This is a genomic window from Pseudoxanthomonas sp. PXM01, from assembly GCF_014851815.1.
Lineage (GTDB): Bacteria > Pseudomonadota > Gammaproteobacteria > Xanthomonadales > Xanthomonadaceae > Pseudoxanthomonas_A.
The window spans coordinates 1,389,799-1,403,745 of the sequence record NZ_JACVAJ010000001.1 but is presented as its reverse complement, the minus strand read 5'-3'; the positions used below and the strand labels follow the sequence as shown (position 1 = coordinate 1,403,745).

The window sequence follows — 13,947 nt, the reverse complement described above, 5'->3', positions numbered from 1 at the left end:
CTCCAAGGGGGCCGTCAGCGCCACGACTTGAGGATCAGGTCAATGGTGTCCTGGCCCTTCTCGCGCTGCAGGATGCGCGCCGGCACCGGCGCGTCGGCGACGATCCAGACGATGGTCTGCTTGTCGCCATCGGTGCGCACGACCTTGGTGGCCTCCTGCGGCTTGCCGCCGATGGTGATGCGCTCCTTGCCAGCGACCTGGTAGGTCATCGCCTTGGCGCGACCGTTCTCCACCATGCGGTAGGTCAACGGTTTGCCGGCGGCGACGTCGCGCACGATGGCCAGGTTGACCAGCAGCGCATCCATGTCGCCCGCCACCAGCTTCACCGGGCCGGCGCGGTCGGGCTTCACGTCGCCGCTCCACGTGGCCTGTGCCTTCGACCAGTCGTAGACGGTGTCGACGTTCTTCCGCTTGATCAGCAGGCGCGAGCTGTCGCTGCTGCTGAGCGGGCGCATGCGACCGTCCTGCACATCGAAGACGGTCTTCTGGCTCAGGTCCACGGCCTGGTTGCGCACGCTCAGCGAATACTGCCAGCGGTTGCCCGCCTGCGGCGCCACCGACATCTGGCCTTCGCCGACCATGCCCAGCGCGCTGGCGTTGTACTGCGCCGTGAAGGCCTCGACCGCCAGCGCAGGTGCGATGGCGCCGACCAGCAGCGAAGCGGCGAGCAGGATGCGCGAGGGAGCGAGAGGGGTCTTCATCATGTTCAAGGGGCTCCTTGGTATTCGACCAGGCGGAGGTCCACGCCGTCCTGACCGTTCTCCCGCTGCAGGATGCGCACGGGTGTGGGCACGCCATCGGCGACCCAGAAGATGGTTTCGTCGTTGCCGCCGTTGGCCCGGCTCACGCGCAGGGCGCTGTAGCTCAGGTCTTCGACGGTCACGGTTTCCGGCTCGGGCGATACCACGTACTGGTACTCGCGGATACGTCCGTTGTCCACCACACGGTAGTCGAGCTGTTTGCCCGGCGCGGCATCGCGGATCACCGCCAGGTTCATCAGCAGGGCACTCATGTCGCCGGGGTGCAGGGGCAGCGGTGCACGCCGGTTCTTCTTGATGTCGCCTTGCCACTGGGCAGTGCGGGCCTCCCAGTCATAGGTGCCGACCATCTTCTTGCCCATGAACAGGGCGTGGCGCACGGTGGCCTGACTCAGCGGGCGGAACTGGTCGCCGGCGACGTCGAAGACGGTGCTCTGTTCGATGTTCAAGCCCGCCAGGCGCGCGAAACCCCGCGTTCCCTTCACGTTGAGGTCGATCTGCCATTGGCTGCCGGCCTTGGGCGCCACTTTCATGCTCGCGCTGCCGGCCAGCTTGCCCTCGTTGTACGCCTGATAGCTGGCCACGAACGGCTCCAGCGCCAGGGCGGGCGCCGCCGATCCGGCCAATATCAGGCCCAGCAGCAGGGAGCGGAACAGGAGGGTCATCGGGCGGAGAGCGGCGTCAGGAAACCAAACGGTCGGCTGAATCTAGGGAGAGGGGATTTAATAACGGCTGACCGTGACAGCGCGTGACGTCTCCCTGTTCAGCTAACTGGCCCGCTGTCGCCAGCCGCAATACCGCCAGCAGCAGGGCGTGCTCCCGCGGCAGCAGCCGCGCGGCCAGCGTCTCCGGAGTGTCGCCGGGAAGGGTCGGTACCCGGACCTGGGCGATCACGCTGCCGGCATCCAGTTCAGGAATGACGAAGTGGACGCTGGCGCCATGTTCGGGGTCGCCGGCCTCGAGGGCGCGGGCATGGGTATGCAGGCCGCGGTACTTCGGCAGCAGCGAGGGGTGGATGTTCAGCAGCCGCCCGCGGAAGCGGGCGATGAAGGCGTCGCCCAGGATGCGCATGTAGCCGGCGCAGACGATCCAGTCCGGACTGGCGGCGGCGATCGCGTCCGACAGGACGGTTTCGTAGGCCGCGCGATCCGGAAATGCGGAGGGACGTGCGCTCCAGCGACGCTCGGGCGCGACCTGCTGAAGCGCAGGTGCGTTGGGCTTGTCGGAAAAGACCCCGACGACCTCGGCATCCAGCGAGCCGTCGGCAATGGCCTGCAGGATGGCCTGCAGGTTGCTGCCACGACCGGAGGCGAGCACGGCGATGCGGGTCGTCACGCCGCGGCTCCCGTGCGTTCGGCGCGCGCCAGCGGCCAGACAAGCAAGGCGCCGAGGGTGGCCAGCAGCATGTCGGCATGGGCGTCCCACATGTCGCCCTGCTGGCCGTTGTAGGACTCGGCGGCTTCGGGCGACATCGTCAGCGCGATGCCCCATTCCAGCCACTCATAGACCAGGCTGGTGCACATGATCAGCATCACCGCCAGCGTGAAGGCTTGCACGATGGACAGCGCCGGCCAGCGCTGGCGCAGCCAATGCCAGACGGCGGGCGTGAAGCACACCCCGTACATCAGGTGGATGAAGCGGTCGAAGTGGTTGCGCTGCCAGCCGAAGGCCTCCGCCGGCGACCAGCCCGTCGCGGCCTGCAGCCAGGCGTCGTAGGGCACGTAGGAATACAGCCAGCGCGCACCAACGCAGTGCGCCACGATGAAGGCGCAGATCAGTGCGAAGTGCGCCGGCCGCAGCGGCCAGCGGCGGTCATGCCGCCACAGCCAAGCCAGCCCGAGCACGGTCAGGCTGCTGTGCATGGCCTGTTCGACCGGCCAGCGCGGCGCGATCCAGCTGGCGGCGAACACCGCCAGCGTCAGCCCGAGAGCGGTCGCCTTGCTGCGCGGCATGCCGCGCTCAGCCGATGCGGACGCGTTCGCCGCCGCTGGCGGTGACGACTTCACCGATCTGCCAGTGGGTCAGGCGCAGGCGGGCGAGGTCGGCCTGCACGGCGGCGAGCTGGTCCGGCGCCACCACCAGCACGAAGCCGATGCCGCAGTTGAAGGTGCGCCACATCTCGCTGTTCTCGACCGCGCCTTCGCGCTGCAGCCAGTCGAACACCGGCGGCAGCGCCCAGGCGCTGGCGTCGATCTGCAGGCCCAGGCCGTCGGGGATCACGCGGATGATGTTCTCGGTCAGGCCGCCGCCGGTGATATGCGCCATGCCATGCAGGTCGTGCGCCTGCAGCAGTTCCAGGATCGGCTTCACGTACAGCGTGGTCGGCGCCATCAGCGCGTCGGCCAGCGGCACGCCCCCCACGTCGAGGTCGGCCGGACGGCCGGCACGGTCATAGATGCGACGGACCAGCGAGTAGCCGTTGGAGTGCGGCCCGCTGGACGCGATACCGACCAGCACGTCGCCGGCGCGGACCTTATTGCCGTCCAACAGGCGCGACTTCTCGACCGCCGCCACGCAGAAGCCGGCCAGGTCGTACTCGCCCGGGCCGTACATGTCGGGCATCTCGGCGGTCTCGCCACCGATCAGCGCGCAGCCGGACAGCTCGCAACCCTTGGCGATGCCGCCGACCACGGCGACGGTGGTGTCGACGTCGAGCTTGCCGGTGGCGAAGTAGTCGAGGAAGAACAGCGGTTCGGCCCCCTGTACCAGCACGTCGTTGACGCACATGGCGACCAGGTCGATGCCGATGGTGTCGTGGCGGCCCAGCTGCTGGGCCAGTTTCAGCTTGGTGCCCACGCCATCGGTGCCGGAGACGAGCACAGGCTCGCGGTACTTGCCGGACAGGTCGAACAGCGCGCCGAAGCCGCCCAGTCCGCCCATCACTTCCGGCCGGAAGCTGCGCTTGACCAGCGGTTTGATGCGTTCGACCAGCTCGTTGCCGGCGTCGATGTCGACACCCGCGTCGCGATAGGTCATCGGGGTGGGGGCGGAAGGCGTCGGCTGGGTCACGGGCGGTCGTCGGTGGGGCAAGAAGCGCGATTTTAAAGGAATCGGTGGTCCAAGCGGCCGTCCTGAACGGGTGCCGTTGGCGGTATCGGGTCATTCGGGCAACAATTCGCCGGGTCTGTAGAGCTCAAGGACGCTCGATGCGCCGGATCCCAGGTATCGCACTCGCCACGGCATTGCTGGTGGCGGCACTGACCACGACGCCCGCCGTGCAGGCCCAGTCCGGCCTGCGCACGGAAGGCGATGCGGTCTCCGCGCGCGGGCTCTACCAGGCGGAAGTACCGGTCAGCGGGCAGGGCGAGGCGGAGCGCCAGGGCGGCTTCGCGCGCGCGCTCGGCAGCGTGCTGTCCAAGCTGTCGGGTGACCGCGGGGCGATGTCGCGCCCAGGCGTCGGTGCGGAACTGCGCAACGCCAAGGACTATGTGGACGGCTACGACTATCGTCAGGACCAGGGCACCTCGGCGACCGGTGCGCCGACCTTCCGCACTACGCTGGTGGTGCGTTTCGACGAAGACAAGGTGAACGGCCTCGCCGGCGCGCTCGGCCTGCCGGTATGGCCGCAGCCGCGGCCGAAGCCGGTGGTCTGGCTGGCGATCAACGACGGCAGCGGTCCGCGGCTGGTCGGCCTGCCGCAATCCAATGCCGCACGACCGCTGCTCAACCGGGCGATCGAGCGCGGTTACGGCCTCGGCCTGCCGGCCGGTGGTGCGGCGGAGCAGGCACTGGTCGGCGCGATCTGGCGTCAGGACACGGCCGCTGTCGCCCGTGCATCGGCACGCTACAGCCCGCCGATGCAGCTGATCGGCAAGCTCTACCGCAACGCCAAGGGCGGCTGGACGGCCGACTGGGTGTTCGTCGACGCGGGCAAGGTGCTGGCGAACTGGTCGGTAACCGACGCCGATGCGCGCCGCGCGATGGCCTCCGGTGCCGACGGTACCGCCGATGCGCTGGTGAAGCGCTACGGCAAGCGTGGCAGTGCGGGACCCGCCGGTACCTACCGGGTGATCTTCACCGGCATCCGCACCACCGACGACTACCTGCGCCTGACCGGTCACCTGCAGAAGATGGCCGTGGTCCGCCGCATCACCCCGGTGCGTGCCAGCGGCGACGTGCTGGAGCTCGACCTGGAACTGGTCTCGGGCCTGGCCGGCTTCCGCCGCACCATGGGCGACGAGGCTCCCTTCACCGGCGGCGAAGGTGAACCGCCCGCCTACCAGATGCGCTGACACAAGGACGCTGCATGGATCTTTCCACCACGCCGGCCGGTACGCTGGCCCGTCGCTGGCAATGGCTGCTGATCGCCCTGATCGTCGGCTGGCTGATCTGGCTGCTGGCGCCGGTGCTCACGCCGTTCGTGTGCGCCGCGTTGCTCGGCTGGCTGGGCGATCCGTGGGTGGACCGGCTGGAACGCAGCGGTCGCTCACGCACCACGGCGGTGGTGCTGGTGTTCACGCTGATGCTGCTGTTGCTGACGCTCGCGCTGGTGCTGCTCGTGCCGATGATCGAGCGCCAGGTGGTGACGGTGATCGAGTCGCTGCCGGCGTATCGCGACTGGTTCGTGCAGACGGCGTTGCCGTGGGTCGAACGCCGCACCGGGCTGGAACTGGTGGCCTGGCTCGATCCGGATCGCGTGACCGAATGGATCCGTGGCCACTGGCAGCAGGCGGGTGGCGTCGCGGCCACGCTGTTCGGCTATTTCTCCCGTTCCGGTTTCGCGGTGATGGCGTGGGTCGCCAACCTGGTGCTGCTGCCGATCCTGACGTTCTACTTCCTGCGCGACTGGGACACGCTGGTCGAACGCATCGCGGCACTGGTGCCGCGTGATCACATCGCGACTGTGACGCGACTGGCGCTGGAGTCGAACGAGGTGCTGGGCGCGTTCCTGCGTGGGCAGTTCCTGGTGATGCTGGCGCTGGGCGCGATCTACGCGATCGGCCTGTCGGTCGTCGGGCTGAAGGTCGGCCTGCTGGTCGGCATCATCGCGGGCCTGATCAGCTTCGTGCCGTACTTGGGTACGGCGACGGGCATCGTGCTCGGCGTGATCGCGGCACTCGTGCAGTCGGGTGGCGACTGGTCGCTGGTGGCGATGGTGATGGGCGTGTTCGTGGCCGGCCAGATGCTGGAAGGCTACGTGCTGACGCCGCGCATCGTCGGCGATCGGATCGGCCTGCATCCGGTGGCGGTGATCTTCGCGATCATGGCCGGCGGCCAGCTGTTCGGTTTCCTCGGCATGCTGCTGGCGTTGCCGATCGCCGCGATCGCCAACGTGCTGCTGCGCTTTGCGCACGAGCGCTACACGCAGAGCCGCCTGTATGCCGGCGACCGGCCGTCCATCCTGCTGGATTCCTATATCGACACCGGCAGCGTGGAACAGGCGGCAGGCCGCGGCGACGCCGACAAGCCGTGAGCCGGGACGTGCAGGGCGAAAACCTCGGGCCGCAGCTCCCGCTGGCGCTGCGTTATCCCCCGGACCAGCGTTTCGATAGTTTCATCGCCCCCCCAGAGGGCGTCATCCCCGCGCTTGCTGCGCTGGCAACGGCAGCCGATGCAGACTGGGTGTACCTGGCCGGCGCGTCGAGGACCGGCAAGACCCATCTGGCGTTGGCGGTCTGTGCGGCGGCCGAACAATCGGGACGGCGGGCGGTGTATCTCCCGCTGGCCGCCGCTGCGGGACGCCTGCGCGATGCGCTTGATGCGCTCGAGGGCAACGACGTCATGGCGCTGGACGGGCTGGACGCCATTGCGGGTACGCGCGAAGACGAAGTCGCGCTGTTCGATTTCCATAATCGCGCGCGCGCCTCAGGCGTGAACGTGCTGTACACCGCGCGCGGTATCCCGGGTGACATCGGACTGGTGTTGCCGGACCTGCGCTCACGCCTGCAGCAATGCCTGCGCGTGATGCTGGATCCGCTCAGTGATGAAGATCGTCGCGAAGTGCTGCGTGATCGTGCGCAGCGACGCGGACTGGTGCTCGAAGATGCCGCGCTCGACTGGCTGCTCACGCGCACGGACCGCGATCTTGGCGCGCTGGTCGCCTTGCTGGACAAGCTGGATCGCGCTTCGCTCGCCGCGCAGCGCCGGATCACCGTGCCGTTCCTGCGGCAGGTGCTCTGAGGGATCAGCGCTCAGCGAGCGCCCGTTCCAGTTCCGCAAGGCGGTCGGGAGTGCCTACATCGGTCCATCGGCCCGCGTGACGTTCGCCACAGATGTTGTCCTTGTCCATGTGGGCGCGCAGGATCGGAGCCAAGCGGAACCGCGGCTTGCCGTTGGCGGCAGTGCTGGCGTGCTCGTCGACATGGCGTTGCCAATCGTCGAGCAAAGCCGCCCGATAGATGCCGATGCCAGCGTAGGTAAGGCGGCTTTCTCCGTCTTCACGGACGTAACCTGCTTCATCCAGCGCGAAGTCGCCGTGTGTGGCGTAACCGGGCGGATCTATCATCACGAGATGCGCCAACCCGTCCGGCTCGCGTGGGAGGCGGGCGAAGTCGAAGTCGGTCCAGATGTCGCCATTCACCAGCAGGAACGGTGCTTCACCCAGCAGGGGACGCGCATTGAGCATGCCGCCGCCGGTCTCCAGCGGCGTGTCGCCTTCGTGCAGGTAATGCAGCCGCAGGCCCCAGCGCGCACCGTCGCCCAGCACGGACGGGAAGCGGTCGGCCAGCCAACTGGTGTTGACCACCACGTCCTCCACGCCCATCGCCGCGAGTTTTTCCAGGTGCCAGACGATCAGCGGCTTGCCACCGGCTTCGATCAGCGGCTTGGGCGTATGGTCGGTCAGCGGGCGCATGCGCTCGCCGAGGCCTGCCGCGAAAACCAGCGCCTTCATGCGATTTCCCCGCGGGCGATCAGCACGGGCTTGATACGTCCATCGACCAGGGTTCGCAGTCCGGCCAGTTCGGGATAGCGCGGCAGCACGTCGTCCAGATAGCGGATGAAGCGCGGCACGTCGGGCAGGTAGCGGGTCTTTCCATCACGGTAATGCAGGCGCGAGAAGATGCCCAGGATCTTCAGGTGCCGTTGGATGCCCATCCAGTCCGCGTCGCGCAGGAAGACCTTGAGTTCGGGCACCGGCACGCCGGCACGGCTCGCACGGGCGTGGTAGCGCGCGAGCCAGCCATCGACGCGTTCGATCGGCCAGCTCAGGAACGCATCCTTGAACAGGCTCATTGCGTCGTAGGCCACCGGTCCGCGCACGCAATCCTGGAAGTCCAGCACCGCGGGACCGGGCGTGATCGGCATCAGGTTGCGCGGCATGAAATCGCGGTGGGTCAGTACGCGCGCCTGGTTCAGCGCGTTGTCCATCAGGCGGCGCTGCGCCAGCTCCAATCCTTCGGATTCGCCGCAGTCCAGCGTCAGGCCCAGGTGGCGGCGCAGGAACCATTCGTCGAACAGCCCGGCATCGCGCTGCAGCAGCGCTTCGCCGAACTCGCCCATGCCGTCCGGTGGCGCGATGGCCTGCAGGCGCAGCAGCTGTTCGATGGCGGCATCGAACCAAGTGTCGGCGTTGTCGTCGCTGATCACGTGCGCCAGCGTGGGGCCGCCGAGGTCTTCGAGCAGCAGGAAGCCGAGGTCGGTATCGATGGCCAGCACGTCCGGAACGCGCACGTCACCGCCCGCCAGCAGTTCGCGCATCGCCAGCCACGGACGTACGTCTTCCAGGCCGGGCGGGGAATCCATCACGATGCGTCCCGGACCATCGCCCAGGGAGCGCCAGTAACTGCGGAACCCGGCATCCATCGAGGCGCGTTCAAGCTGCGCATACGGGTCGCCGAGCGCGCCGCGCGCCCATTCCAGACGTTGGGCTCCCCGCCCGGAAGGGTCCTGAATCGTTGGGTTCATGCGGTCGCGGCCGAGCAAAGACAGTCAGGGCCACAGGGTAAACTGGCGCCCTACCGACTTGCGAGGCTTGCATGGCCAAAATCCAACCTGTGCTGCTGTCCGGCGGCTCCGGGACGCGTCTGTGGCCGCTCTCGCGAGAGACTTACCCCAAGCAGTTCCTGCCGCTGGCCGGCGATGACACCATGGTGCAGGCGACGTGGCGGCGCGTGGAAGCCATCGCCGAACTCGCGCCCATCGTGGTGGCGAATGAGGAGCACCGGTTCCTGGTCGCCGAGCAGTTGCGCCAGATCGGCGCGCCGGTGCCGGCGATCCTGCTGGAGCCCGTCGGCCGCAACACCGCGCCCGCGATCGCCGCAGCGGCACTGCAGGCGATGGCAGGTGGCGCGGACCCGCTGCTGCTGGTGCTGCCGTCGGATCACGTGGTCCGCGACGTGCCCGGTTTCCAGCGCGCCGTGCGCGACGCGTCCGCCGCGGCGGACGCCGGTGCACTGGTGACGTTCGGCATCGTGCCCGACGCGCCGGAAACCGGATTCGGCTATATCCACGCAGAAGCTGGCGACGGACTACGCAATGTGTCGCGTTTCGTCGAGAAGCCGGATGCCGCCACCGCCCAGTCGTATCTCGATGCCGGTGGTTACTACTGGAACAGCGGCATGTTCCTGTTTCGCGCCAGCCGCTACCTGGAAGAACTTGCGCGCTTCCGTGCGGACATCGTCGAGGCTACGCGCGCGGCGCATGCGGCCGCGCGGCACGACGGCGACTTCGTCCGCCTGGACAAGGACGCCTTTGCGGCCTGCCCGTCCGATTCCATCGACTACGCGGTGTTCGAGAAGACGGACCATGCGATGGTGCTGCCGGTCGACATCGGCTGGAACGATGTCGGCAGCTGGTCGGCGCTGTGGGACGTCGCCGAGCGTGATGCCGACGGCAATGCGCACCACGGCGACGTGATCGCCGTGGACAGCCGTAACAGCTATGCCTACGCGCAACGGCTGGTCGCGTTGGTGGGTGTCGACGACATCGTGGTGGTCGAAACCGACGACGCCGTGCTGGTCGCCCGCAAGGACCGCGTGCAGGAGGTCAAACAGGTCGTTGCGCAGCTGAAGAAGGAGCAGCGCAGCCAGGCCGTGCTGCATCGCGAAGTGCACCGTCCGTGGGGCAGCTACGACTCCGTCGACAACGGCGGACGCCACCAGGTGAAGCGGATCAAGGTCAAACCCGGCGCTTCACTCAGCCTGCAGATGCACCATCACCGCGCCGAGCACTGGATCGTGGTCAGCGGCACCGCGAAGGTGACGCGTGGCGAGGAGACACTGCTGCTGTCGGAGAACGAGAGCACCTACATCCCGCTGGGCGTGAAGCATCGCCTGGAGAATCCCGGCAAGGTGCCGCTGGAACTGATCGAAGTGCAGTCCGGCAGCTACCTGGGCGAAGACGACATTGTCCGTTTCGAGGACGTTTACGGTCGCAGCCAGTAAGCCGGTTGCGGTCAGGGCCTTGAGGTTGCGCGTCGCCAGACCTCGCGTTCGACGCGCTTGCCATCCTCGAAGCGCTCCAGTGTCCAGGTGTCGCCTTCAAGCGTGTAGCTGAAACGGTAGCTGCCGCCGTCTACCACCGGGTAGGACGCCATGCGTGGCGTCTCCACATAGGTTTCGGCATCGGCGGTGAATGAGCCGGAGCCGCCCGCCCAGAAGCGACCGTCCTGCGCGGTGGTGAAAGAAAAATGGCCATCGGCCAGCAGCTTGGTGCCGCGCAGCTTCAGGCTGCCGTAGTCCTGCTCCCGGCCTTCGTTGTCGAGGTAGCTGCCGGACTCCAATTGCCACGCGCCGTCGAGGGGTGAGGCGGCGAGCGCGGTGCCGGAGGACAGGCAGGCTGTCGCCGCGATCAGGTGGAACAGGATCGGCAGGATCTTGCGCATCGGAGCTCCTGGGCAGCCGGGAAAAAAAGAATGCTCCCGGGCGGGAGCATTCGATCGTAGCGCGCGCGATGGTCAGCGCTTCTTCTTCACCATCGCGTAGATGACCAGCAGCACGATGGCGCCGATCACGGAGGCGATGAAGCCGGTCGGCTCGCCAGGCGCGTACCAGCCGAGCGCACCCCCGATGAAGCGGGCGAGCAGCGCGCCGAGGATGCCCAGCACGATGGTCATGAAGAAGCCGAGCTTGTCGTTGCCGGGCTTGAGCGCCCGTGCGAGCAGGCCGGCGAGAAAGCCGATCAGCAGGGTCCAGAGAATACCGCCACCAAAGATCTGTTCCATCGAAACACTCCGGTTGGGAAGGTGTGGGGCGTTGCGAGCCTAGCAGGGCAGAGGCCCGGACAGCCATCCCCGGCACCGGAGAAGAAAACGCCGGGTTTCCCCGGCGTTCCCTTCGACCCGTGGCTGCGGATCAGCAGCAGCCGTGGTCGCCGTGCTGTTCGCCACCCGCTACCGCGGCGACGCCCGTGGTCTCGCCACGCACGCTGGCGGCATGGTGCTCGGCGATGACCCGCGCCACGCAGGCGGTGACCTTCTTGCCCATCGGGATGTGCAGGAACTCGTTCGGGCCATGCGCGTTGGAGTGCGGCCCCAGCACGCCGGTGATCATGAACTGCGCACCGGGGAATTTCTCGCCCAGCATGCCCATGAAAGGAATGGTGCCGCCTTCGCCCATGTACATCGCGGGCTTGCCGAAGAACTCGCGGCTGGACGCGTCGATGGCCTTCTCCAGCCACGGCGACATTGCCGGGGCATTCCAGCCGGTGCTGGCCTTTTCCAGTTCCAGGCTGACCTGCGCGCCGTTCGGCGGATCCTTTTCCAGCAGGTCCTTCAACAACTGGCCGGCCTGCTTGCCGTCCAGTGTTGGCGGCAGGCGCAGCGACAGCTTCACCGAGGTGTGGGGACGCAGCACGTTGCCCGCCGACGACAGCGGCGGCATGCCGTCCACACCGGTAACCGACAGCGCGGGGCGCCAGGTGCGGTTGAGGACCAACTCCGCCAGGTCTTCCGCCATCGGCGTCATGCCGGGCAGGAACGGAAACTTGTCGAACACCGCCGTATCCAGCACGCGCGCCGCTTCCTGCGCCTGGGCCAGGCGGGCGTCCGGAATCTCGACCTGCAGGCCCTCCGGCAGGATGCGGCCAGTCTGTTCGTCCTCCAGCCGCGACAGCAACTGACGCAGCAGGCGGAAGCTGGAAGGCACGACACCCGACGCATCACCGGAGTGCACGCCTTCCTCCAGCACCTTGACGGTGAAGTTGCCGCCGGCCAGGCCACGCAGCGAGGTGGTGCACCACAGTTGCTCGTAGTTGCCGCAGCCCGAATCCAGGCAGACGACCAGCGACGGCTTGCCGATGCGGTCGGCCAGGTGGTCCACGTAGGCGGGCAGGTCGTAGCTGCCGGATTCCTCGCAGGCTTCGATCAGCACCACGCAGCGCGCATGCGGCACGCCCTGCTGCTGCAACGCCTGGATCGCGGCCAGCGACCCGAAGATCGCATAGCCGTCGTCAGCGCCGCCGCGACCATACAGCTTGTCGCCCTTGATGACCGGAACCCAGGGGCCGAGATCGTCGTCCCAGCCGGTCATTTCCGGCTGTTTGTCCAGATGGCCATACAGCAGCACGGTATCGGCCCCGGTTTCCGGACCGCTGGCGGGAATCTCGATGAGGATCAGCGGGGTGCGGCCCTCAAGGCGCACCACCTCCACCTGCATGCCGGGCACCGACTGCGCCTTCGCCCAGCGTTCCATCAGCTGTACGGCTTGCTCCATGTAGCCGTTGGCCACCCAGTCCTTGTCGAACATCGGCGACTTGTTGGGGATGCGGATGTACTCGACCAGCTGCGGGACGATGTCGTCATCCCATTTCTCGGCAACGTAACGGTCGACTTTGGCGGTATCCATGGCTACTCCGGGCACTGAAAGGCTGGGTGCCATTCTACGCCCTGGCCAGGGGTAGGACTTTTCCTACATCGGGCCGCGGCGTTTACGGGCAGATTCCACCGCGCAAGGGCGATACCTTGGCTCCCGTCGGAGTTGGACACTTTCCCTACCGCCAAGGCCAATGGCCCATAGGCGGAAACATGGCGGATGCCGCGACGCATCCGTCATGCAAGGAGAGTCCAACGCCACAAGGAGAGTCGTCATGAAGTCGTTCATCCACATCGTCTTTGCCGCTGCCCTGTCGTTGCTGTTCGCCGTGCAGGCGTTTGCTGCGGAGAAGGTCAACATCAATACCGCCGATGCGGCCGCACTGGATCGCGTGCTGATCGGCGTGGGGCCGGCCAAGGCCGCCGCCATCATCGAGTACCGGAAGGCCAATGGACCGTTCAAGAGCGCCGAGGAACTGGCGATGGTGAAGGGCATCGGCCTGAGCACCATCGAACAGAACCGCGACCGCATCGAACTGCGCACCGGCACGGCGCCGGCAAGCAAGCCGGCCGCTGCCGCGGCGAAGCCCACCAACAAACCGGTGGCGCGCCGCTGATCGAATCCCGCGCCGGGCGTCTCCACAGGAGGTGGAACGCCGGGCGCAGGGGCAGGATGCCAGGGGGAGACAGGCAGGACGCCGACAAGGACGTATCCATACCGCGCTGGACGCGCAAGGGTCAGGAGCAGGCAGGAGCCTGATACTGGCAGGATGCCGACACGGAGGTGGACATCGCCCGGGCGCGCAGGATGCGCGTCCGGGCGATGTCGTTTCCGTCTCAGGCGCTTCGCATCACCGACGAATGGACGGGCTAGAATCGCGCCGCGCCCCGACGCGGAGACACCATGCCGACATCGCCACGCCTCATCCCTGCAAACGAATACCGGCGGGAGCGCTGGAAGAACGGCCTGGGCTGGACGCGCGAGATCGTGCGGATGCCGGACAGCGATGCGTGGGACTGGCGACTATCGATTGCCGAGATCGAGCGCGACGCGGCGTTCTCCTCGTTTCCGGGCGTTGACCGCGAACTGGTGCTGCTTCGCGGCAACGGGCTTCGCCTGAGGTTCGATGATGGGCGCGCAGTCGATCTAATGCCGCCGCATGAGCGCCTGCGCTTCGCTGGCGAAGACGTGGTCGTGGGCGAGCTGATAGACGGCACGACGCACGACTTCAACCTGATGTGGCGCCGTGGCCGTGTGCGCACCGAGCTGCTGCATCGCCCACTGGTGGGGCCGATGCTGTTCTTCACCGAGCCGGGCGTGCACTGGATCATCCATCTGATCGCGGGACAGGCGATGTTCGACGCCGATAGCGGCCTCGATCATCTCTGGAGTGGTGATACCGCGATCCTGATGCCAGGCAAGGAGCGGACGCGCCATGCGTTACAGGGAGGAGGCGAGCTTCTGGCCATCCGTATCGAAGACATCGACGGCTGACGAAG

The 13,947-nt window shown here is 67.4% G+C and carries 16 protein-coding genes; 6 read left to right on the top strand and 10 right to left on the bottom strand.

Annotation, left to right across the window (positions count from 1 at the left end):
* Positions 1-14 precede the first annotated feature (14 nt).
* The 5 genes from IB230_RS06415 to purM are packed head-to-tail and all read right to left on the bottom strand — an operon-like array spanning position 15 to position 3,734.
* On the bottom strand, positions 15-701 hold the full coding sequence (locus tag IB230_RS06415) for a DUF3108 domain-containing protein (RefSeq protein WP_192271326.1): 687 nt from the start codon (positions 699-701) through the stop codon (positions 15-17).
* A 5-nt stretch (positions 702-706) separates the two neighbouring features.
* The gene (locus IB230_RS06410) at positions 707-1,423 is read right to left on the bottom strand and encodes a DUF3108 domain-containing protein (RefSeq protein ID WP_192270138.1); all 717 of its coding nucleotides are present in this window, start codon (positions 1,421-1,423) and stop codon (positions 707-709) included.
* A gap of 16 nt (positions 1,424-1,439) precedes the next feature.
* On the bottom strand, positions 1,440-2,093 hold the full coding sequence (gene purN / locus IB230_RS06405; protein WP_343227260.1) for a phosphoribosylglycinamide formyltransferase: 654 nt from the start codon (positions 2,091-2,093) through the stop codon (positions 1,440-1,442).
* On the bottom strand, positions 2,090-2,710 hold the full coding sequence (locus IB230_RS06400) for a DUF2238 domain-containing protein (protein WP_225589224.1): 621 nt from the start codon (positions 2,708-2,710) through the stop codon (positions 2,090-2,092). The genes purN and IB230_RS06400 overlap by 4 nt, the downstream gene beginning before the upstream one ends.
* A 7-nt stretch (positions 2,711-2,717) precedes the next feature.
* Positions 2,718-3,734, bottom strand: coding sequence for a phosphoribosylformylglycinamidine cyclo-ligase (gene purM / locus IB230_RS06395; protein ID WP_192271323.1), 1,017 nt, complete (start codon positions 3,732-3,734; stop codon positions 2,718-2,720).
* A 170-nt stretch (positions 3,735-3,904) separates the two neighbouring features.
* On the opposite strand from purM, the gene IB230_RS06390 reads away from it, so the two are divergent.
* From IB230_RS06390 to hda, 3 genes are read left to right on the top strand one after another with little or no spacing between them, the layout of a single operon-like run.
* On the top strand, positions 3,905-4,990 hold the full coding sequence (locus IB230_RS06390; protein ID WP_192270134.1) for a DUF2066 domain-containing protein: 1,086 nt from the start codon (positions 3,905-3,907) through the stop codon (positions 4,988-4,990).
* Between the two features lie 14 nt (positions 4,991-5,004).
* Entirely contained in the window at positions 5,005-6,171 is a 1,167-nt protein-coding gene (locus IB230_RS06385) for an AI-2E family transporter (protein WP_192270132.1), read from the top strand.
* Positions 6,168-6,878, top strand: a complete 711-nt coding sequence (hda, locus tag IB230_RS06380) for a DnaA regulatory inactivator Hda (protein WP_343227259.1) — start codon at positions 6,168-6,170, stop codon at positions 6,876-6,878. The genes IB230_RS06385 and hda overlap by 4 nt, the downstream gene beginning before the upstream one ends.
* Before the next feature lie 4 nt (positions 6,879-6,882).
* Here the strand turns inward: hda and murU are convergent, their stop codons facing one another.
* Positions 6,883-7,590 (bottom strand): N-acetylmuramate alpha-1-phosphate uridylyltransferase MurU, encoded by a 708-nt coding sequence (gene murU / locus IB230_RS06375; RefSeq protein ID WP_192270130.1) that lies wholly within the window; start codon positions 7,588-7,590, stop codon positions 6,883-6,885.
* A complete protein-coding gene (locus tag IB230_RS06370) occupies positions 7,587-8,603 on the bottom strand; it encodes a phosphotransferase (RefSeq protein WP_192270128.1) in 1,017 nt (338 codons plus the stop codon). Before IB230_RS06370 ends, murU begins: the two co-directional genes overlap by 4 nt.
* Before the next feature lie 71 nt (positions 8,604-8,674).
* Between IB230_RS06370 and IB230_RS06365 the strand changes: the two genes are divergently transcribed.
* Positions 8,675-10,081: a mannose-1-phosphate guanylyltransferase/mannose-6-phosphate isomerase gene (locus IB230_RS06365; protein WP_192270126.1), complete on the top strand. Its 1,407-nt coding sequence runs from the start codon at positions 8,675-8,677 to the stop codon at positions 10,079-10,081.
* An 11-nt stretch (positions 10,082-10,092) separates the two neighbouring features.
* Here the strand turns inward: IB230_RS06365 and IB230_RS06360 are convergent, their stop codons facing one another.
* The 3 genes from IB230_RS06360 to IB230_RS06350 form a co-directional block, all read right to left on the bottom strand.
* Positions 10,093-10,521 carry a hypothetical protein gene (locus IB230_RS06360; RefSeq protein WP_192270124.1) on the bottom strand — a complete coding sequence of 143 codons (429 nt, stop codon included), beginning with the start codon at positions 10,519-10,521 and terminating at the stop codon, positions 10,093-10,095.
* A gap of 72 nt (positions 10,522-10,593) precedes the next feature.
* On the bottom strand, positions 10,594-10,860 hold the full coding sequence (locus IB230_RS06355; RefSeq protein WP_192270122.1) for a GlsB/YeaQ/YmgE family stress response membrane protein: 267 nt from the start codon (positions 10,858-10,860) through the stop codon (positions 10,594-10,596).
* Positions 10,861-10,990: 130 nt separating this feature from the next.
* On the bottom strand, positions 10,991-12,481 hold the full coding sequence (locus tag IB230_RS06350) for a M20 family metallopeptidase (RefSeq protein WP_192270120.1): 1,491 nt from the start codon (positions 12,479-12,481) through the stop codon (positions 10,991-10,993).
* A 241-nt stretch (positions 12,482-12,722) separates the two neighbouring features.
* Here IB230_RS06350 and IB230_RS06345 point away from each other — a divergent pair, with 241 nt between their 5' ends.
* Positions 12,723-13,064 carry a ComEA family DNA-binding protein gene (locus tag IB230_RS06345; RefSeq protein ID WP_192270118.1) on the top strand — a complete coding sequence of 114 codons (342 nt, stop codon included), beginning with the start codon at positions 12,723-12,725 and terminating at the stop codon, positions 13,062-13,064.
* A 287-nt stretch (positions 13,065-13,351) separates the two neighbouring features.
* On the top strand, positions 13,352-13,942 hold the full coding sequence (locus IB230_RS06340; protein WP_192270117.1) for a HutD family protein: 591 nt from the start codon (positions 13,352-13,354) through the stop codon (positions 13,940-13,942).
* Positions 13,943-13,947 lie beyond the last annotated feature (5 nt).